This window comes from Jiangella sp. DSM 45060 (genome assembly GCF_900105175.1).
Lineage (GTDB): Bacteria > Actinomycetota > Actinomycetes > Jiangellales > Jiangellaceae > Jiangella.
Genome location: NZ_LT629771.1, coordinates 3,361,691 through 3,379,924, shown reverse-complemented (window position 1 = coordinate 3,379,924; position 18,234 = coordinate 3,361,691). Strand labels below are relative to the sequence as shown.

The window sequence follows — 18,234 nt, the reverse complement described above, 5'->3', positions numbered from 1 at the left end:
GCATGAAGCAGCTGCGCCCGTTCGTCGACGGCGACTGGACCGACGGCGAACAGAGCGCCGTCGCCCGCGACACCTACACGCGCGAGCCGGTGGCCGAGGTCCACTCGCCCGGCCGCGCGCAGGTCGCGGCGGCCACCCGGGCCGTCGCGGCCGCGCAGGCCGGGCAGTCGCTCTCGCCCTACGACCGCTACGGCATCCTCGCCCGCGCGAGCGAGTTGGTGCTCGAGCGGGCCGGTGAGCTGGTCGAGTCCATCGTCACCGACACCGGCTTCACCACGGTGGACGCCCGGCGCGAGGTCGAGCGCACGGCGCAGACCCTGCTGCTGTCCGGTGAGGAGGCCAAGCGGCTGCGCGGCGAGGTGGTGCCCATCGACGCAGACCCGAGCGCGCCCGCGCGGGTCGCGTTCACGGTGCGCCGCCCGGTCGGCGTCGTGTGCGCGATCACCCCGTTCAACTCGCCGCTCAACACCGTTGCGCACAAGGTCGCGCCGGCCCTGGCGGCCGGGAACGGCGTCGTGCTGAAACCGGCCGAGCTGACGCCGCTCACCGCGGACCTGCTGCTGCGCGTGCTGCTCGACGCCGGGCTGCCGCCGGGCCTGATCAGCGTGCTGTACGGCGACGGTTCGACGGTGGGTCAGTGGCTGCTCGAGGACGACGTGCCGGCGTACTACGCGTTCACCGGCAGCACGGCCGTCGGCGAGCACATCCAGCGCACCATCGGCGTGCGCCGGGCCCAGCTCGAGCTGGGCAGCCTGGCCAGCACCATCGTCTGCGAGGACGCCGACCTCGCGCGGGTGGCGCAGCTGTGCGTCAACGCCGCCTTCCGCAAGGCCGGCCAGGTGTGCACGTCGGTGCAGCGGCTCTACGTCCACGAGGCCGTCGTCGCCGACTTCACCGCGGCGTTGCTGGCCGCGCTGGACGGGCGGCCGGTCGGCGACCCGCGCGAGCCGGGCACGTTCATCGGCCCGCTCATCGACGAGCAGGCGGCCGAACGGGTCGAGAGCTGGGTGGCGGCCGCGGCCGGCGACGGCGCCGAGATCGTGACCGGCGGCACCCGCGCCGGCGCGGTCGTCCGGCCCACCGTGCTCACCGGCGTCGCGCCGGACATGAACGTCATGTGCCGCGAGATCTTCGGCCCGGTGGTGTCGATCCGCCCGTTCGCCGACGTCGACAAGGCGATCGACGAGGCCAACGACACCCCGTACGGCCTCGCGGCCGGCCTGTTCACGTCCGACATCGGGCGGGCGCTGCACGTCGCCGGCCGGCTGCGGGTCGGCACCGTGCACGTCAACGAGACCTCCAGCGCACGTGTCGACCTCATGCCGTTCGGCGGGGTGAAGGGCAGCGGATTCGGCCACGAGGGCCCGGCGTACGCCATCCGCGACATGACCGAGGAGACGTTGCTGACGCTCGGCCCGTGACGCCGCATCCGCGCGTCCGCCCGTCCACAGAAGTGGAGAACACCTTGAACCGACTGGGAACCTCCCGGCCGTACGCCGACGTCGTCGTCGTGGGCGGCGGCAACGCCGGCTTCTGCGCCGCGCTCGCCGCCGCCGAGCGTGGCCGCTCGGTCGTCCTGCTGGAGAAGGGCGAGCGCGAGCACGCGGGTGGCAACAGCTACTACACAGCGGGCGCGACCCGCATCGTGCACGACGGCCTGCCCGACCTGCTCGACATCGTCGAGCCCGACGACCGGCACGGCGCCACCGAGGTCCCGCCCTACTCCGCCGAGGAGTACGCCGCCGATCTCGCCAAGGTGACGGGCGGGCGCAACGACCCCGACCTCACCCGGGTGCTGGTGGCGCAGAGCAGCCGGGTCGTGCGGTGGCTGCACGGTCACGGGCTGCGCTACCGGCTGATGTACGAGCGCCAGGCGTACCAGCGCGACGACGGCAGGTACCTGTTCTGGGGCGGCCTGCACATCGGCAACGTCGACGGCGGACAGGGCCTGATGGCCGACCACGCCCGCGCGGCCGCCGCCCTCGGCGTCGACGTCCGCTACGGCCACGCCGTCCGCGAGCTGCTGGTCGACGACGGCGCCGTCACCGGCGTCGGGTACCTGACCAGCGACGGTGTCGAAGGCGAGGTGGCGGCCGCGTCGGTGGTGCTCGCCGCCGGCGGGTTCGAGGCCGATCCGCGGCTGCGCGAACGCCACCTGGGTCGCGGCTGGGCCAACGCCCGCGTGCGCGGCACGTCGAACAACACCGGCGAGGTGCTGGTCGAGGCGTTGCGGATCGGCGCCGGGCGGGCCGGCGACTGGTCCACGTGCCACGCCGTGGCCTGGGACGCCGGGCATCCGCGGAACGAGAGCAACCGCGAACTGACCAACCGGCTGACCCGGCAGAGCTACCCGCTCGGCATCGTCGTCAACGTCGACGGCGAGCGCTTCATCGACGAGGGCGAGGACTTCCGCAACTACACGTACGCCAAGTATGGCAGCCAGATCCTCGAGCAGCCCGGCTCGGTGGCCTTCCAGCTGTTCGACGCCGAGCTGCGGCCCATGCTGCGGGCCGAGGAGTACGACATGCCAGGCATCAGCGTCGTCGTCGCCGACACGGTCGACGAGCTCGCGCGGGAGGCCGGCATCGACGAGGCGGGACTGCGCAAGACCGTCGCCGAGTACAACGCCGCCATCGACACCACGGTGCGCTTCGACCCCACCGTCAAGGACGGCCGCCGCGCCGACGTCCGCCCGCCGAAGAGCAACTGGGCCGCGCCGCTGCTCACGCCGCCGTTCTACGCCTACCCGGTGACGTGCGGCATCACCTTCACCTTCGGCGGGCTGCGGTCCGACACCCACGGCCGCGTCCTCGCCGACGACGGTACGGCGATCCCGGGCCTGCTGGTCGCCGGCGAGATGCTCGGCGGCCTGTTCAGCGGCAACTACCCGGGCGGCACCGGCCTGGCCGCGGGCGCCGTCTTCGGGCACCGCGCCGGCAGCGTCGCCTGACCGCGCTCCGCGGTCAGCCGGCTCTGCAGTTCAGGCGAGCGTGAGGAAGAGCTTCTCCATCTTCTTGACGTCGACGCTGTCGGTGTCCTGCCCGGAGCTGAGGCACTGCTGCAGCCCCGTGGCGACGATGGCGAAGCCGGTGCGGTCCAGCGCCTTGATCACCGCGGCGAGCTGGGTCAGCACGTCCTCGCAGTCGTCGCCGTTCTCCAGCATCGTGATGACGCGGGCGAGGTGGCCGTGGGCGCGCCGGGCGCGGTGGATGATCGGCGTGGTGGTGTCGGGCTCGAGCTGCATGGCTCATCCTCTCCGCGCGACGGCGGTGAGCTGGGACAGGGCCCCGGTGAGGCGTCGGCGGGCCTCGCCGGCCACCCCGGCGAGGTCGTCGCGGCCCGTGACGCCGAGCATGGTGGCGGGGTCGACGGCCTCGACAACCGTGCGGCCGGGCGCCGCCGCGCGCACCACCACGTTGCAGGGCAGCAGCGTGGCGACGGACGGATCGGCGGTCAGCGCCCGGTGCGCCAGCTCCGGCCGGCAGGCGCCGAGGATGACCTCGTCGGGCACGTCGACGTCCAGCTCGGCCTTCAGGGTGGTGACGCCCGGGGCGTAGCCCGTCACTGCTGCGCGTCCTGGGCAGCGGCCAGGGCGGCGTCGACGTCGAGGTCGACGACGGCGTCGATGACCTGCTGCAGGGAGGCGGCCGGGAGGGCACCGGGCTGGGAGAAGACCAGGTGGCCCTTCTTGAACGCCATCAGGGTGGGGATGGAGGTGATCTGGGCCCAGCCGGCGAGGTCGCGCTCGGCCTCGGTGTCGACCTTGCCGAAGACGATCTCCGGGTGCTGCTCGGACGCCTGCTCGTAGACGGGCGCGAAACTGCGGCACGGTCCGCACCAGGCGGCCCAGAAGTCGACCAGCACGATCTCGTTGTCCTCGACGGTCTGCTGGAAGGTCTGGCTGGTCAGGGTGGTGGTGGTCATGAACGTCGTGCCCTTCGATGCGATGGTTCGGTTGACAGCATAACCCCCCGGGGGGATACGTTCATTCCCGGACGACGACTCGGCAGGAGGCGAGACATGTGTCATCCGGCGTTGTGCAAGACCTGCGGCCGCACCACCTGGCGCGGCTGCGGCCTGCACGTGCAGCAGGTCATGGCGGGCATCCCCGAAGAGGAGCGCTGCCCGGGCCACGGCTCCGAGCGCGGCTCGCTGCTCGGGCGCATCTTCGGGCGCCGGTCCTGACGCACCGCTAAGGACTCGTCAAGATCGTTGACAGCACCGGGCGGCCGGGCGGTAGATGGAGACGTGGACGCGTCGCCGAGCCGCTCCGCCACCGTGGTGATGGCCGTGGCCCTGCTGGGGCCGCTGGTGGCGTGCGCCGCGCTCACCACGGTCGGCGGGACGAGACATGGCCGGTTCCTGCTCACGGCCGCCACCGCGATACGGGCGGCCGTCCCTGGAGCAACGCATGGTCGCCGACACCCTCGCCGAGCAGGCCGGCGCCGCCCTCGCCGCCGGGGCGGGACGCGAGAAGGAACCGCCGCACGCGGACCGGTGACCGCCCGGCGCCGGGCGGGACGACCCGCCCATCCGGGGACCTTCGGCCCTGCGGCCGGGAGCGCCGGTGCGCGACCGTGGCCGTATGGCACCACAACCGGCCGAGCTGCCGCGCCGGGCGACGGCGTTGCGGCTGGTCCACACCGGTATCGCGGCGGCCGAGCTGGCCGCCCTCGGCCACGTCTGGGTGTGTGCGCTGACCGGACGGCGGGACCGCGGGCTGGCGGTCAGTGCCGGCGCGCTCGCGGCCGAAGGGGTGGCGCTGGTGATCGGCCGCGGGAACTGCCCGCTCGGGCCGCTGCAGCGACGTCTGGGCGACCCGGTGCCGCTGTTCGAGCTGGTCCTGCCGCCTCGGGCCGCGAAGGCCGCGGTGCCCGTGCTGACGGCGGCCGCACTGGCCGGCCTGGCGGTCGTCGCCGTCCGGGGCATCGGCGGCGATGAGTTCTCCTCCGCCGGCCGGTCGTACCTGTCATGACCGAGAAGGGGAGACCGATGAGCGCACCGACCACGTCACTCGACTCCCGGTTCAGCGCCCCTGGCGCCACGCCGGCCTCATGGGACGACACGTTGCGCGTGATCGAGGACGCCGAGCTGTTCTGGATCACGACCGTCCGCGCCGACGGACGGCCGCACGTCACCCCGCTCGTGGCGGTCTGGCTCGACGGCGCCCTGCACTTCTGCACCGGCGCCGCCGAGCAGAAGGCCGTCAACCTGCGGACGAACCCGCGGGTCACCCTCATCACCGGGCGCAACGACTGGGACGGCGGCCTGGACGTCGTCGTCGAGGGTGACGCCGTTCAGGTCACCGACGACGCCGCGCTGCAGCGGCTGGCCGCCGCGTGGCGCACGAAGTGGGACGGATCCTGGCGGTTCGAGGTGCGCGACGGCGCCTTCCACCACGGCGACGGCGGCGAGGCGCTGGTGTTCGCCGTCGCCCCGGCCAAGGTGCTCGCCTTCGGCAAGGGCGACACGTTCTCACACACCCGGCACCGCTTCTGACGCGCCGGTCACCCGTCGTCGGACCGTGCGTGCAGGACGGCGACCGGGCGGCCCGCGTGGTGCAGGACGGCCTGGCTGGTGGAGCCGAGCAGCAGGCCGCGCACCTCGCCGCGGCCGCGCGACCCGACCACGATGAGGCCGGCGTCGCGTCCGGCGTCGGTGACGACCTGCGCCTCCCGCCCGGCCTGGACGCGGACGGTGACGGTGGCGGCGGAGCCGGTGGCCGCCCTGGCCCGGCCCACCGCGTCGGACGCCAGCTGCTCGGCGCCGCGCCGTTCGATCGCGGCGGCGCGTTCCACGGCCGCGGGGTCGAGGACGGGCAGCATGAGCGGGTCCGGCTCGTAGGCGGTCACCGCCACGACGGGCACGTCCCGGCGGTCCGCCTCGGTCAGCGCGAACCGCAGCGCGGCGTCGCCGTGCGGCGAGCCGTCGACCCCGGCGACGATCGTGCCGTTGCCCGGACCGGCTGGCTCCGGCACGACGACGACGGGCGCGGTGGCGCGGGCGGCCACCCGGGCGCTCACCGAGCCGAGCAGCAGCCCGCCGAACGCGCCGAGACCACGCGTCCCCACGACCACCAGGGCGGCGTCGTGAGAGACGTCGAGCAGCGCCTGCACCGGCGGGCGCACGACGAGCACCGTGCTCACCTCGACGCCGGGGTGCTGCTCCAGCACGAGCTGCTTCGCCCGGTCCAGGACGCGCCCGGAGTACAGGCGCAGCTCGTCCGGCGGCGGCTGCAGCACCGTGCCGCCGAACGGGAGCGCGGCCAGCGGCGTCCAGAGCGCGAACACGACGTACAGCACGCTGCCGCGCCGATGCGCCTGCGCGGCCGCCCAGGAGAGGGCGTGGCCGCTGTCGGGCGACCCGTCGACGCCGACGACGACGGCGTTGGTCATGGCCGGCTCCGCCGCGCCGGTCACAACGAGCTCGGCTCCGGTGGGCGGTCGACGGGGGCGAGGGTTCGCTCGTCCCGCAGCACGACCAGCCGTTCGGCCGGGTCCTGGTGCCGCATCCACCGGCTGCGCAGCGGGTCGTCCTCGGGCAGGCCGGTATGGCAGGCGATGGCCGCGCGCTGCCGGGCACGGTCGGCGTCGATCACCAGCCCCTGGTGCGCTGCCCCGTGCGCGGCTGGTCGCAGCGTCCAGGCGTAGAGGACGGCGCCGGTGGTGGTGGCCGCGCGGTAGGCCGCCCGCATCGTCCGCACGTGGTCGGGGTGGGCGCCGGGGCCGGTGGCGTCGACGACGAGCAGCGCGTCGGCGGCGGCCGCCGCCTCCCGGATCTCGGCCGCCAGCTCGTCGATGGTCGCGGCCCCGAGCGTGCCGGGGGCGTGGTCCAGCAGGACGACGTCCTCGGCGCCGAGCCGCCGGACGGCGCGGCCGAGGTCGCGCGCGCGGTCGACCCGCCGGCGCGGCGTCGGATCCGGCCGCCGTCCGTGCGTGAGGCACAGGATGTGCACCGAGGTCCCGGCGTCGGCGAAGGCGCCGATCACGCCGCCGAGCGCGAACGTCGCGTCGTAGGGGTGGGCGCAGACGACGAGCATCCGTCGCACCGCCGGCACTGGTCTCGTGTGGTGGCCCATGCCTCCAGCGTCCGCCTCGGGCGGCTGCGGGCGTAGAGGCCGAAGACGGTGATGTCGGGACCTTCGGCCCGAGACGTCACAGCGGCGCCTCGGCGGGCCGGACGACCGTGCGGCGCGGCGTCCGGGCGCGGGCGGGGTGCACGACGGCGACCGGGCAGCCGGCCTCGTGCAGCAACTGCCGCCCGACCGAGCCGAGCACCAGGCCGGCCACCCGGCCGCGCCGCCGCGACCCGACGACCACCAGCTGGGCGCCGGCACTGGCCGCGGTCAGCGTCTCGGCCGCGCCGTCGCCGGACAGGTGCGCCGTCACCCGCACGTCGCGATACCGGGCGGCGTGGTTCGCCAGCCCGGGCGCCAGGCCGGGATCGGCCCGGCCGGCGTGGATCACCGTCAGCGGGACCCGGCGCACCGACGCCTCGCGGAAGGCGAAGTCGAGGACGCCGTCGGCGGCGCGGTCGTCCGCGATCCCGGCGACGACCGGCAGGCCGGCGCCGGACTCCGGCGGCTCGGCGCCGACGACGACCACGGGGCAGCGTGCGTGTACGGCCACCGTCGCGCTCACCGAACCGAGCGCGGCGGCGGCGAGCGGGCCGCGCCTGCGGGTGCCGACGACGAGCATGGCGGCGTCGGCGGAGTCCTCGATCAGAGCCGCCGCCGCGGCGCCGGGCGCGCGTCGTCCGGTGACGGCGCCGGGCGGCAGGCGCAGCCGGGCGATCGCGACCGCGCGGTCGAGGTCGTCGTCGGACGGATGCCGGTGCGGCCGCGCCGGAACCATGAACGTCTCGCCGTGGACGTCCGGCCGGTACGGCACGTAGCGCTGCAGCTCGGACGCGTCGGCGACCAGGACGACGCGCAATGACGTCCGGCGCGCCCGGGCGGCGGCCACGGCCCAGTGCAGGGCGGCCTCGCTCTCGGGGCGGCCGTCGATGCCGGCCACGATCGGCCGGTCCGTCGCGTCCAGCACATTCCACATCGTCGGCTCCGTTCGTCCGTGACGGCGCACCTCGTCGGCGCCGTCGCCGGTTCACCGTCGCGCCGGCCAGCGGCCGCCGGTAGAGCCGCAGGTCCCGCCGCCCGGCTTCGGCCGCATCGGGCGCACCTACCTGCGGGCCGTGCTGGACGGGGCATCGAGGTGGTGGCGGTCGGTTCGCCGGCGTGACCGGCAGGTCCTCGAGGATCCTCACCCGCGCGTAAGCCCAGTGTGGGCTGAACGGCACCAGCGCCACCCGGACCGCCGGGCGTACCTGCTCACGGACGACCACGGGCACCTGGTGCTCGAACGTCAGCGAGACGTCGATCACATCGTGATCGGCGGTGATCCGGACGTAGCGCGGCGGCCGGAGCCCGTGCGGCCGCAGCACCCCGGTCACGGCCTGCCGGACCCGATTCCGCGCGGTGCGCGAGGTCGGCCGGGTCGCGGCCGAGCACTTCGACCATGTCACCGCCCGGGGCGGTGGAGGACAGCAGGACGCGCATGTGACTCACCAGCTCTTCAGAACCCATTCCACGTCCGACGCTACGGAGCACGCCGGACGGGTCCCAGGGCCGAAGGCGTGCGCCGTGCGGGACCTTGGGCCCGGCCGGACGGGTCGCCGGGCCCTGTGCGCGACCCGGCCCGTGGCGGTCTGCTGGAGGCATGGCCACCAGCACCGCACCCATCGTCGTCGGACTGGACGGATCGCCGAGCGCGCTGCTCGCGTTGGACTGGGCCGCGGAGGAGGCGCGGACGCGCCGGTGCGGGCTGACGCTGGTCTTCGCCCATCCGGGCGAACGCCACTCGCTCGCCGTCCTCGACACCGCGCCGCAGGAGCTGGCCGACGACATCTTCGACGAGGCACTCGACCGGCTCGCCGAGCGCGGCTACCGCGACGTCCCGGCCCGGACGGTCCTGCGCTACGGCCTGGGTCCCCGGATCCTGCTGCGCGCCTCGTTGCGCGCGCCGATGCTGGTGGTCGGCCGGCAGGGCACGGGCCGCGTCGCGGAGCTGGTGATGGGGTCCACCTCGCTGGCGTGCGCCGCGCGCACCCGCGTGCCGCTGACCATCGTCCCGGACATCTGGGCGCCGCCCGCCCGGCCGCGCCACGGCGTCCTGCTCGGCGTCGACGGGTCGGTTCGCGGCCAGGCGGCGGTGGAGTACGCGTTCACGCTGGCGGCCGCACGCGGTGCGCGGATCATCGCCGTGCACGCGATGGAGCTGCCGCTCGGCTACCCGGCGGACCGGCCGCTGCGCCCGGACGCCGCGCGCTACGAGGCGGCGGCCGCGGAGGTGTTCCGGGCCTCGGTGGATCCCTGGCGGGCGAAGTACCCCGCCGTGCGGGTGACCACCACCGTCGAGTACGGGCGCCCCGCCCACGTGCTGGCCGAGTACGCCGGAGGGGCGGACCTCGCCGTCATCGGCGGGCGCGGACACGGCCGGATCACCGGCCTGCTGCTCGGCTCGTCCGCGCGGAGCATCCTGCGGCGCCTGCCGATCCCCGTCACCGTCGTCCGCGACCTCGACCCGCGGCGCTGACGAATCGCCGGCCGGTGATCCGTGCCGGACGGACCCGCACGAACCACTGCTTCGGGTGGGTCGTCCACGACCGGAGCGGGAGCTCCTCGGCCCGGTAGATGTCGGCGAACCGCTCCAGACGCTCGGCCCGGCCCTTGACGACGACGCTCCACGCGACGCCCCGCGCCGCGTCTGCGCCGTCGGCTTCGAGCACGACGTCGCGTGCGATCGTCACGGCCGCGAGCTTGGTGCCCTCGCCCGTGGCGAACACGAGCGTGTGGCCGTCGACGACCGCGTTGACCGGGAAGATCTCGAGGTCGCCGGCGGCCACGACGGCGAGCCGGACCACGTCCGCCGACGCGAGCAGTTCCCAGCAGGTGTCCGCATCGAGGATCGTCATCCCGGTGCGCGGATCGACGTCCATCGCGCTGCCTCCCGTCCGGGCTCAGGTCCTGGCGCGGCCGAGCTCCTCGCCCCAGCGGCGGGCGCGCTCCTCCTCGCCGTCGGCGAGCGGGCCCTCCATGCCGGTGACGTGGAAGCTGGTCGCCGCGGCGACGGGACGCAGGCCGCGGCGGCGCAGGTGCCGGCGTGCGGCGTGGGCCGCGGAGCCCGGCAGGCGGGGCCGCTCGGCCTTGGTGTCGAAGGTCGCGAACGGTGTGCCGTCGGCGTCGAGGGCGGCGATCCACTCGCGGATGCCGCCGGCCCTCGACACGACGGTGCCGGAGGTCCGGTCGTGCGCGCTCTCGCGGGTGGACTCGCGGCTCATCCCGAAGGCGTGGGTGGGCCCGCCGACCACCAGCAGGTCGACGCCGGCGAGGGAGCGGCCGGCGGAACCCGCCTCGACGATGTCGGTGGTCATGGTCAGCGCGAGGCCGCCGGCGATCGCCTCGGCGATCTTCTGGGTGTTGCCGAACATGGACTCGTAGACGACGAGTGCGCGCATGGTGGCACTCCTCTCGATCTGCCTGTTTCGACCCTGCGCCGGACCGCGCCGCCGCGCCACCTCCGTCGGTCCTCTGCTGAGATGACCAAGGTCCCGCCCGGCGACGACGTTGGGCAGCAGCGCCGGACACCCGCGGAGCGATGGACTGGAGTCAGCGCCGGAGAGACCGGCGGAACTCCAGAAGGAGACGGGACGATGACCACGCCCAGCAGCCACGACGCGCCGATCCGGAACCTCCCGCGTCAGCGCACCGCGCCGGTGACCACCACCGGCACCACCCACCCCGACGTTCGTCCCGTCGCGCTCCAGTACGTCCTGGCCGCCCTGCGGCTGGCACTCGGCTGGACCTTCCTCTGGGCGTTCCTCGACAAGACGTTCGGCCTCGGCTACGCCACCCCGAGCGAGAACGCCTGGATCGACGGCGGCAGCCCCACCACCGGGTACCTGTCGGGCGTCGAAGGGCCGTTCAAGGACTTCTTCAACGACCTGGCCGGCACCACCTGGGTCGACTGGCTGTTCATGATCGGCCTGCTCGGCATCGGGCTGGCGCTGATGCTCGGCATCGGCATGCGCATCGCCGCCGTGGCCGGTGTGCTGATGCTCGGCATGATGTACCTGGCGTCGCTGCCGCTGGACACCAACCCGTTCCTCGACCAGCACATCACCGAAGCACTCATGATCGTGGTGCTGGCGCTGACCTTCTCGGGCCGCTACCTCGGTCTGGGCCGGCTCTGGGAACGCATCCCCCTCGTCCAGAAGAACCGCTGGCTCATCTGAGCCCAGCGCACCGCACTGTGCGGCGACCCGCCGGTCGGCGCACAGTGCTGTCACGTCGTCGTGACCTCGGCGCGCAGGGGGAGGTCCGCGACATCAGGGCCGGCGTGGACGGTGAACGTCCCGGGCTCGGTGCGCCAGCCGCCGTCCCAGTGGGCGAACGACCGCGGCCGCAGCTCGACGCGGGCCGTCGCGGTGGCGCCGGGGGCGGCGCGGACGACGGCGAAGCCGGCCAGCCAGCGAGCCGGGCGGTCGACGGTGCTGTCGGCGCGGGACAGATACACCTGGACGACCTGCTTGCCGGGCCGCGCCCCGGTGTTGCGGACTCTGACGGTGACCTCGCGGCCGTCGACGACGAGGTCGTCGAACGACCACGTCGTGTAGCCGAGGCCGTGGCCGAACGGGTACGCCGGCTCGGCGCCGGAGCGCAGCCAGGCGCGGTAGCCGACGTGCACGCCCTCGTCGTAGCGGACGACGCCGTCGACAGGCGCGGTGGCCAGCACCGGCACGTCGTCCTCGGCGGCCGGCCACGTCGTCGGCAGCCGCCCGCCCGGTTCCACCAGCCCGAGCAGCACGTCGGCCAGAGCGTGGCCGAGCTCCTGCCCGCCGAACCAGGTCAGCAGCACCGCGGCGACCTCGGAACGCCACGGCAGCAGCACCGGCGCGCCGGCGTTCACGGCGACGACGGTGTGCGGGTTGGCCGCGGACACCGCGCGCACCAGCTCGTCCTGCCGCCCGGGCAGCGCCAGCGTGGACCGGTCGAAGCTCTCGCTCTCCATGTCCGGCGTGGTCCCGACGACGACGAGGACGGCGTCGGCGTCGCGTGCGGCGGCCACCGCGGCCGCCAGCTCGTCCTCGGGCGACGACGTGGCGAGGTCGGTCCCGACGACGAGCGTCGCCGCGGTGTGGTCGCCCGGCCGGTCGGGGAGGTCGAGCCGGACGGCGACGTGCACCGGCCGGCCGGCCCGCAGCTCGACCGGTGCGCTGGCCACCGGCGGTGACACCAGCCCTCCGGCGAACGAGGCGCCGTCGTGGTCCAGCACGGTGTCGATGGCGTCGGCGCCGTCGACGCGAAGCCGGACCCGCCCGGCCGCCGCGACCCCCAGCCGGACCGGGCCGTCGTCGTCGGGACGGTGGATCGTGGCCAGCTCGATCGAGGCCGCGCCGGCCAGCCGCTTCGAGCCGATGCGGGTGAGGTCGGCCGAGCGGTGCCGCTCCGAGCGCAGGACGGTGCCGTCGGCCGCCCGGACCACCAGCCGCACGCCTGGCGATCCGGTCTCCGGATCGGTGAGCCCGGCCGGGGGGAGCGGCACGAGGCCGCGCTGCACCTGGGCTCCGAGCGACCACCGCACGTCGACGTCCGGCAGCGCGGCGCGCAGCCCGTCGAGCGGCGACACCACGTGCTCGGGCTGCACGTACGCGCTGCCGCCGCCCTGTGTGCGCGCCAGCACGGCGCTCTGCCCGATGACCGCCAGCGACCGCAGCCGGGCCGGGTTCCAGGGCAGCTCGCCGCCCGCGTTGCGCACCAGCACCATCCCGGCGGCGGCCGCCTCACGGGCCAGTGCCGGCCCGTCGACCGGCGGCGGCGCGACCGGCGGCGCGTCGGACAGCGCACCCACCCGCTCGGCCAGCCGGAGCAGCCGCCGCACCTTCTCGTCGACCGCCGCCTCGGGCACCGACCCGGCCCGTACCGCGTCGACCAGCGCCGCACCCCAGGGCCCGTCCGGCCCCGGCATCACCAGGTCCAGCCGCGCCCGCCCCGCCGCGACGGTCGTCCGCGCCGCGCCCCAGTCGGAGACGACGACGCCGTCGAAGGCCCATTCGTCGCACAGCGGCGACGCCAGCAAGGCGTTCTCCGTCATCGTCGCCCCGCTGACCGAGTTGTAGGCGGCCATCACCATCCAGGGGCGCTCCTCGACGACGGTGTCCTCGAACGCCGCGAGGTACAGCTCGCGCAGCGCCCGCTCGGACACGGCGACGTCGGCGGTGAACCGCTCGGTCTCGAAGTCGTTGGCCACGTAGTGCTTCGGGCAGGCGCCCACCCCGCCGTCCTGCACGCCGCGCACGTAGGCGGCCGCCAGCCGCGACGTCAGCAGCGGATCCTCCGAGAACGCCTCGAAGTGCCGGCCGCCGAGCGGGCTGCGGTGCAGGTTGACGGTGGGCCCGAGCAGGACGTCGGCGCCGACCCGGCGGGTCTCGGCCGCCAGCACCGCGCCGAACCGGGCCGCCAGCTCGACGTCCCACGACGCGCCCAGCGCGGTCCCCGACGGCAGGTTGACGGCGGTGCCGTGGCCGGCGAGGTGGGCGGCGCGGACCCCGGCGGGACCGTCGGTGAGGACCACCGGACGCAGCCCGATGGCCGGCTCGGCCGGCAGCCGCCACGAGTCGGTCCCGGTCAGCAGCCGCACCTTCTGCTCCAGCGTCAGCTTCCCCAGCAGGTCGTCCATCGGGGTCAGCCCGGCGTGCCGACGGTCTGGCCGCCGGTCAGCTCGCAGGGGACGAACTCCTGCTCGGGGCCGGTGTCGGGCGCGTCGAGCAGCCGCAGCAGCATGCGGACCGCGCCCGCGCCGATCTCGCGGCTGGGGGTGCGCAGCAGCGTCAGCGCGGGGTCGGGGGAGAGGACGTTCGCGCGGTCGCCGTGGTCGCCCAGCCCGACGATGCTCAGCTCGCCCGGCACGTCGACGCCCTGGGCCCGCGCGGTCTCGAGGAGGCGGTGCGCGACGTACGAGGACTCGGCGATGACGGCGGTCGAGCCGGCCGCGCGGGCCGCGGCGAGGACGGCGGTCTCGTCGTCGGCGACCGCGAGGCGCGGGAGGTCGGGGTTGGCCGCGCCGAAGGCCACCATGGCGGCGCGCTTCGGGCCCAGCCGGTGCCGGGCGCAGGCGGCCGCGAACCCGGACCGCCGCTCGGTCAGCGTCTCCTGCGTGCGCGAGCCGGCGACGTAGAGCAGCCGCCGGTGGCCGCGCGCGTACAGCTCCTCGACGACGGCGTCGGCTCCGGCCGCGTAGTCGGCGGCGACCCAGGACACCTGCGGGCCGACCTCGTCGTGCCGGCCGATCATCACGAACGGGTAGCCGTCGGCGGCCAGCTTCGCGAGCTCGTCGCCGTCGACCCGGCCACCGACCAGGATGGCGCCGTCGGCCAGCCGCAGCAGGTTGGCGTCGTGGTTGAAGATGGAGCGCTCGCCGGACTCGTTCTTGGCGCCGGTGAACAGCAGCAGGTGGTGCGCGACGGCCTCGGCCTCCTCCTCGATGCCCAGCAGGAACTCGTAGTAGAAGTCGCGGCTCTCCCACGGGAACAGCCGCTGGTAGGTGAACGCGCCGATGATGCGGTTGCGGCCGCCGGCCAGGCTCTGCGCGGCGATGTTCGGGGTGTAGTGCAGGTCGCGCACCGCCTGCCAGACCCGTTCGCGGGTCGTGTCGCTCACCCGGATGGAGTCGGTCTTGCCGTTGATGACCGTGGAGACGATGGCCGTGGACACGTTGGCGGCGCGAGCGACGTCGCTCTGCGTGACGCGTCGTTTGTCGGCCCGGCGGCGCTGAGCCACGAGTACCTGCCTCCCTTGTGCCGGCGAACCTCGCCGGCCCCACCCATTGACGACGGAACGAGCCGAGTCTACCATCGGCTAACGCGTTTAATCATAGCGCTTAATCAAAGCGTTTAATCAGCTTCTGACGAGGCAGGAGGCGCCGTGGACCACGAGGCGGAGGTGCTCGTCGTCGGTGGCGGGCTGGGCGGTGTCGCCGCGGCGCTCGCGGCCCTGCGCCTGGGCCGTACGGTGGTCCTCACCGAGGAGTCGCCGTGGCTCGGCGGTCAGCTCACCTCGCAGGCGGTCCCACCCGACGAGAACGCCTGGGTCGAGACGTTCGGCGCGCCCGCGAGCTACCGCCGCCTGCGCACCGAGATCCGCGAGCTGTACCGGCGCCACTACCCGCTGACGGAGTCCGCCCGGGCGTCCGCCGCGCTCAGTCCCGGCGACGGCCGCGTCAGCCCGCTGTGTCACGAACCCAAGGTCGCGCTGGCCGCCATCGGCGCGATGCTGGCGCCGTACCGGGCGAACCGCCGGCTCACCGTGTTGACCGGCGCCCGGCCCACGGCGGCCGAGGTCGACGGCGACACCGTCACCGCGGTCCGGTTCGAGCGCGACGGCGACGACGTCGCCGTCCGCGCGCCCTACGTCCTGGACGCGACCGAGCTGGGCGACGTCGTCGAGCTGTCCGGCGCCGAGTCGGTCATCGGCGCGGAGAGCCGGGAGCGGACCGGCGAGCTGCACGCGCTGCCCGGCCCGGCGCAGCCGCTGGACCAGCAGTCGTTCACCTGGTGCTTCGCCATGGACTACCGCGAGGGCGAGGACTGGACCATCGACCGCCCGGACGACTACGAGTTCTGGCGCGACCTCGCACCCGCCTACTGGCCGGGACCGCTGCTGTCCTGGACCGACGTGCGGCCGGACTCGCTGGCCGTCCGCACCCACCCGCTGTTCACCGACGCCGAGACGCCCACCGGCGGGCACGGCATCGACCGCTGGACCTTCCGTCGCATCCTCAGCGCCCGCACGTTCACACCCGGCTTCCTGGCCAGCGACGTCACCCTCGTCAACTGGCCGCAGAACGACTACGTCCTCGGCCCGCTCGTCGGCGTCGACCCGGCCGAGCGGCAGCGACATCTCGGCGCCGCCCGGCAGCTGAGCCGGTCGCTGCTCTTCTGGATGCAGACCGAGGCGCCCCGGCACGACGGCGGCACCGGCTACCCCGGGCTGCGTCCGCGCGGCGACCTGCTGCGCGACGGCGGCGCCGACGACGCCGGGCTGGCGCTGCGCCCGTACGTCCGCGAGTCGCGGCGCATCGCCGGCGAGCTCACCGTCGTCGAGGAGCACATCGGTGTCGAGGCGCGCCGGGCCGCCGGGCTGCCGGCCGGCTCGGAGGTGTTCCCCGACTCCGTCGGCATCGGCTGCTACCGCATCGACCTGCACCCCAGCACCGGCGCCGGCCACCCGCGCAGCTACGTCGACATCGCCTGCCACCCCTTCCAGGTGCCGCTCGGCGCGCTGCTCCCCGTCCGCATGGACAACCTGATCGCCGCCGCGAAGAACATCGCCACCACCCACATCACCAACGGCGGATACCGGCTGCACCCGGTCGAGTGGACCATCGGCGAGGCGGCCGGCGCGCTGGCCGCGTACGCCCTCACCACCGGTCTGCCGCCGCGTGCGGTCCGGGCGAAGAGCGACGTGCTGGCGGAGTTCCAGCGCCTGCTCACCGGCGTGCTCGGCGCCGAACTCGCCTGGCCCGAGCGCATCCGCACCCGCACGGTCTGACGCCCCAGGACCACATCTCCCACTGGAGGGACCCATGGCACCAACGAGCCCCATGACCCGCCGCACCCTGCTCACCATGGCCGCCGCGATCCCGCTGTTCCACGGCGCGACGAAGCTCAGCGTCGCGGCCGCGGACGCCGACCCGGCCGCCGGCGTCGTCAAGGCCTCCGACTTCGGCTTCGACCCGGCCGACTCCACGGCGGCGCTGACGGCGGCCCTGGACAGCGGCGCCGACGTCGTCGTCATCGACAACGTCGGTCAGGACTGGATCACCGGCCCGCTGTGGATCAACCGCGACGACCTCACCGTCATCCTGGAGGACGGTGTCACCGTGCGCGGCAAGGCGGCCGCGTTCCCGGACAAGCGCGACGGCATCTGGCGCATCCACGGCCGGCGGGGCGTCAAGCTGATCGGCTACGGCGCCACCTGCGTCATGAACAAGCCCGAGTACACCGGCGAGTGGCGCGCGATCGTGCGCATGGGCACCAGCGAGGACATCCTCGTCGAGGGCCTGGTGCTACGGGGTGCGCCCGGCGACGGCGTCATCACCGGCGCGGGTTCGACGAACATCACCATCCGCAACGTGGTCTGCGACGACAACAAGCGCAACGCCATCAGCGTCATCTACGCCGACGGCCTGCTGATCGAGGGCTGCGCCCTGATCAACACAGCGGGGACGCTGCCGCAGGCCGGCATCGACCTCGAGCCGGACACGTCGACGCAGCTGATCAAGGACGTCGTCATCCGCGACTGCGTCTTCGCCGGCAACGAGACCTACAGCTTCGCGATCAACCTGATGCGGTACACCGCCCAGAGCGTGCCGCCGACGATGCTCGTGGAGCGGTGCTACATGGGACCGACGGCCGACGCCGTCGTCCACGTCCAGCCGGCCACCCGCGGCCCCGTCGGCGGGTCGTTCGTCTTCCGCGACTGCGTCTTCGACGCCGGGGACTCGCCGGGCACGGTCAACGTCTACGGCCAGCGCGGCTACGACAGCACACAGACCCGGTTCGAGCGGGTGGCGTTCACCGCGCTGCGCGACACCCCGCGCACCGACCCGTACGTCAAGGTCTGGTCCGGCCTGGTCAACGTCCTCCCGGAGTACGGCAACGTCGGGTTCACCGACTGCGTCGTACTCGGCGACCTCGACGGCCCGTTCCTGGCCGGCATGGAGGGCGCCGGCGACCCGATGCTGTGCAACGTCCAGGGCACCATCTGGGCGGTCCGGCCGCAGCAGCCGATCATCGAGACCACGGGCGCGAGCAAGGACGTCGACCTGGACATCCGGCCGATCGACGGCGCCGCCACCGTCGTCGTCACCAGCGACCGGCGCTGGGTGCGCGCCGGCGAGACCGCCACCGTCACCGTCCGCCGGCTCGGCGACGACCTCGCCGCGCCGCTCGCGCTGCACTACGACCTGACCGGGACCGCCCGGCACCGGGTCGACTACGACGGCCTGCCCGGCGTCGCCGTCATCGCGCCCGGGCAGCGCGCCGTCACCATCCCCGTCCGCGCCCGCGACACCGCCGCCACCACTCCACGCGACCTGACGCTGACGCTGCGTCCGCTGCCCGGCACGACCGTCGCCGGCCGCGACGCCGTCACGGTGCGCGTCGCCGGCTGACCCCACC

At 74.5% G+C, this 18,234-nt stretch carries 19 protein-coding genes; 9 read left to right on the top strand and 10 right to left on the bottom strand.

The features are described 5' to 3' along the window. Positions 1-2 precede the first annotated feature (2 nt). Positions 3-1,421: an aldehyde dehydrogenase family protein gene (locus BLU82_RS15200; protein ID WP_092621913.1), complete on the top strand. Its 1,419-nt coding sequence runs from the start codon at positions 3-5 to the stop codon at positions 1,419-1,421. Positions 1,422-1,474: 53 nt separating this feature from the next. After that, the gene (gene tcuA / locus BLU82_RS15195; RefSeq protein WP_092625869.1) at positions 1,475-2,950 is read left to right on the top strand and encodes an FAD-dependent tricarballylate dehydrogenase TcuA; all 1,476 of its coding nucleotides are present in this window, start codon (positions 1,475-1,477) and stop codon (positions 2,948-2,950) included. 30 nt (positions 2,951-2,980) lie between these two features. Here tcuA and BLU82_RS15190 read toward each other — a convergent pair whose 3' ends face one another. From BLU82_RS15190 to trxA, 3 genes are read right to left on the bottom strand one after another with little or no spacing between them, the layout of a single operon-like run. Then, positions 2,981-3,244 (bottom strand): metal-sensitive transcriptional regulator, encoded by a 264-nt coding sequence (locus BLU82_RS15190; RefSeq protein WP_069112711.1) that lies wholly within the window; start codon positions 3,242-3,244, stop codon positions 2,981-2,983. Positions 3,245-3,247: 3 nt separating this feature from the next. Next, positions 3,248-3,565, bottom strand: coding sequence for a DUF302 domain-containing protein (locus BLU82_RS15185; protein WP_092621911.1), 318 nt, complete (start codon positions 3,563-3,565; stop codon positions 3,248-3,250). Next, positions 3,562-3,924 (bottom strand): thioredoxin, encoded by a 363-nt coding sequence (gene trxA, locus BLU82_RS15180; RefSeq protein WP_092621909.1) that lies wholly within the window; start codon positions 3,922-3,924, stop codon positions 3,562-3,564. Before trxA ends, BLU82_RS15185 begins: the two co-directional genes overlap by 4 nt. 96 nt (positions 3,925-4,020) lie before the next feature. Between trxA and BLU82_RS34745 the strand changes: the two genes are divergently transcribed. From BLU82_RS34745 to BLU82_RS15165, 3 genes are all read left to right on the top strand, one after another. Next, positions 4,021-4,185 (top strand): hypothetical protein, encoded by a 165-nt coding sequence (locus BLU82_RS34745; protein ID WP_092621907.1) that lies wholly within the window; start codon positions 4,021-4,023, stop codon positions 4,183-4,185. Between the two features lie 400 nt (positions 4,186-4,585). Beyond that, positions 4,586-4,975 (top strand): hypothetical protein, encoded by a 390-nt coding sequence (locus BLU82_RS15170; RefSeq protein ID WP_092621905.1) that lies wholly within the window; start codon positions 4,586-4,588, stop codon positions 4,973-4,975. Positions 4,976-4,992: 17 nt separating this feature from the next. Next, complete coding sequence (locus BLU82_RS15165; protein ID WP_172885621.1) at positions 4,993-5,499, top strand: pyridoxamine 5'-phosphate oxidase family protein; 507 nt, start codon at positions 4,993-4,995, stop codon at positions 5,497-5,499. An 8-nt stretch (positions 5,500-5,507) separates the two neighbouring features. On the opposite strand, the gene BLU82_RS15160 is transcribed toward BLU82_RS15165, so the two are convergent. The 3 genes from BLU82_RS15160 to BLU82_RS15150 all read right to left on the bottom strand — a co-directional run bounded on the left by BLU82_RS15160 (position 5,508) and on the right by BLU82_RS15150 (position 8,051). Next, positions 5,508-6,395: a universal stress protein gene (locus tag BLU82_RS15160; RefSeq protein ID WP_092625867.1), complete on the bottom strand. Its 888-nt coding sequence runs from the start codon at positions 6,393-6,395 to the stop codon at positions 5,508-5,510. Positions 6,396-6,415: 20 nt separating this feature from the next. Further along, on the bottom strand, positions 6,416-7,039 hold the full coding sequence (locus tag BLU82_RS15155; RefSeq protein WP_157740989.1) for a PIG-L deacetylase family protein: 624 nt from the start codon (positions 7,037-7,039) through the stop codon (positions 6,416-6,418). Positions 7,040-7,154: 115 nt separating this feature from the next. Further along, positions 7,155-8,051, bottom strand: coding sequence for a universal stress protein (locus BLU82_RS15150; RefSeq protein ID WP_092621899.1), 897 nt, complete (start codon positions 8,049-8,051; stop codon positions 7,155-7,157). A 663-nt stretch (positions 8,052-8,714) separates the two neighbouring features. On the opposite strand from BLU82_RS15150, the gene BLU82_RS15145 reads away from it, so the two are divergent. Then, on the top strand, positions 8,715-9,590 hold the full coding sequence (locus tag BLU82_RS15145) for a universal stress protein (RefSeq protein WP_092621897.1): 876 nt from the start codon (positions 8,715-8,717) through the stop codon (positions 9,588-9,590). On the opposite strand, the gene BLU82_RS15140 is transcribed toward BLU82_RS15145, so the two are convergent. Then, complete coding sequence (locus BLU82_RS15140; RefSeq protein WP_092621895.1) at positions 9,556-9,993, bottom strand: pyridoxamine 5'-phosphate oxidase family protein; 438 nt, start codon at positions 9,991-9,993, stop codon at positions 9,556-9,558. The genes BLU82_RS15145 and BLU82_RS15140 overlap by 35 nt on opposite strands. A gap of 21 nt (positions 9,994-10,014) precedes the next feature. Next, positions 10,015-10,512: a flavodoxin family protein gene (locus BLU82_RS15135; protein ID WP_092621893.1), complete on the bottom strand. Its 498-nt coding sequence runs from the start codon at positions 10,510-10,512 to the stop codon at positions 10,015-10,017. A gap of 195 nt (positions 10,513-10,707) precedes the next feature. On the opposite strand from BLU82_RS15135, the gene BLU82_RS15130 reads away from it, so the two are divergent. Continuing rightward, complete coding sequence (locus tag BLU82_RS15130; protein ID WP_092621891.1) at positions 10,708-11,289, top strand: DoxX family protein; 582 nt, start codon at positions 10,708-10,710, stop codon at positions 11,287-11,289. A gap of 50 nt (positions 11,290-11,339) precedes the next feature. On the opposite strand, the gene BLU82_RS15125 is transcribed toward BLU82_RS15130, so the two are convergent. Together BLU82_RS15125 and BLU82_RS15120 are read right to left on the bottom strand one after the other, a co-directional pair. Beyond that, positions 11,340-13,733, bottom strand: a complete 2,394-nt coding sequence (locus tag BLU82_RS15125; protein ID WP_092621889.1) for a beta-glucosidase — start codon at positions 13,731-13,733, stop codon at positions 11,340-11,342. Between the two features lie 5 nt (positions 13,734-13,738). Continuing rightward, positions 13,739-14,833, bottom strand: coding sequence for a LacI family DNA-binding transcriptional regulator (locus BLU82_RS15120; protein WP_172885620.1), 1,095 nt, complete (start codon positions 14,831-14,833; stop codon positions 13,739-13,741). A gap of 144 nt (positions 14,834-14,977) precedes the next feature. Here BLU82_RS15120 and BLU82_RS15115 point away from each other — a divergent pair, with 144 nt between their 5' ends. Both BLU82_RS15115 and BLU82_RS15110 read left to right on the top strand, forming a co-directional pair. Beyond that, positions 14,978-16,603: an FAD-dependent oxidoreductase gene (locus BLU82_RS15115; RefSeq protein ID WP_092621884.1), complete on the top strand. Its 1,626-nt coding sequence runs from the start codon at positions 14,978-14,980 to the stop codon at positions 16,601-16,603. 52 nt (positions 16,604-16,655) lie between these two features. Further along, a complete protein-coding gene (locus BLU82_RS15110; RefSeq protein ID WP_157740987.1) occupies positions 16,656-18,227 on the top strand; it encodes a right-handed parallel beta-helix repeat-containing protein in 1,572 nt (523 codons plus the stop codon). Positions 18,228-18,234: the final 7 nt, after the last annotated feature.

Bases quoted from the DNA above. Each gene is read 5' to 3' on its own strand.
- BLU82_RS15190 (WP_069112711.1), bottom strand. From the start codon at position 3,244: ATGCAGCTCGAGCCCGACACCACCACGCCGATCATCCACCGCGCCCGG.
- BLU82_RS15165 (WP_172885621.1), top strand. From the start codon at position 4,993: ATGAGCGCACCGACCACGTCACTCGACTCCCGGTTCAGCGCCCCTGGC.
- trxA (WP_092621909.1), bottom strand. From the start codon at position 3,924: ATGACCACCACCACCCTGACCAGCCAGACCTTCCAGCAGACCGTCGAG.
- BLU82_RS34745 (WP_092621907.1), top strand. From the start codon at position 4,021: ATGTGTCATCCGGCGTTGTGCAAGACCTGCGGCCGCACCACCTGGCGC.
- BLU82_RS15130 (WP_092621891.1), top strand. From the start codon at position 10,708: ATGACCACGCCCAGCAGCCACGACGCGCCGATCCGGAACCTCCCGCGT.
- BLU82_RS15110 (WP_157740987.1), top strand. From the start codon at position 16,656: ATGACCCGCCGCACCCTGCTCACCATGGCCGCCGCGATCCCGCTGTTC.
- BLU82_RS15170 (WP_092621905.1), top strand. From the start codon at position 4,586: ATGGCACCACAACCGGCCGAGCTGCCGCGCCGGGCGACGGCGTTGCGG.
- BLU82_RS15160 (WP_092625867.1), bottom strand. From the start codon at position 6,395: ATGACCAACGCCGTCGTCGTCGGCGTCGACGGGTCGCCCGACAGCGGC.
- BLU82_RS15125 (WP_092621889.1), bottom strand. From the start codon at position 13,733: ATGGACGACCTGCTGGGGAAGCTGACGCTGGAGCAGAAGGTGCGGCTG.
- BLU82_RS15155 (WP_157740989.1), bottom strand. From the start codon at position 7,039: ATGCTCGTCGTCTGCGCCCACCCCTACGACGCGACGTTCGCGCTCGGC.
- BLU82_RS15145 (WP_092621897.1), top strand. From the start codon at position 8,715: ATGGCCACCAGCACCGCACCCATCGTCGTCGGACTGGACGGATCGCCG.
- BLU82_RS15135 (WP_092621893.1), bottom strand. From the start codon at position 10,512: ATGCGCGCACTCGTCGTCTACGAGTCCATGTTCGGCAACACCCAGAAG.
- BLU82_RS15140 (WP_092621895.1), bottom strand. From the start codon at position 9,993: ATGGACGTCGATCCGCGCACCGGGATGACGATCCTCGATGCGGACACC.
- BLU82_RS15200 (WP_092621913.1), top strand. From the start codon at position 3: ATGAAGCAGCTGCGCCCGTTCGTCGACGGCGACTGGACCGACGGCGAA.
- BLU82_RS15150 (WP_092621899.1), bottom strand. From the start codon at position 8,051: ATGTGGAATGTGCTGGACGCGACGGACCGGCCGATCGTGGCCGGCATC.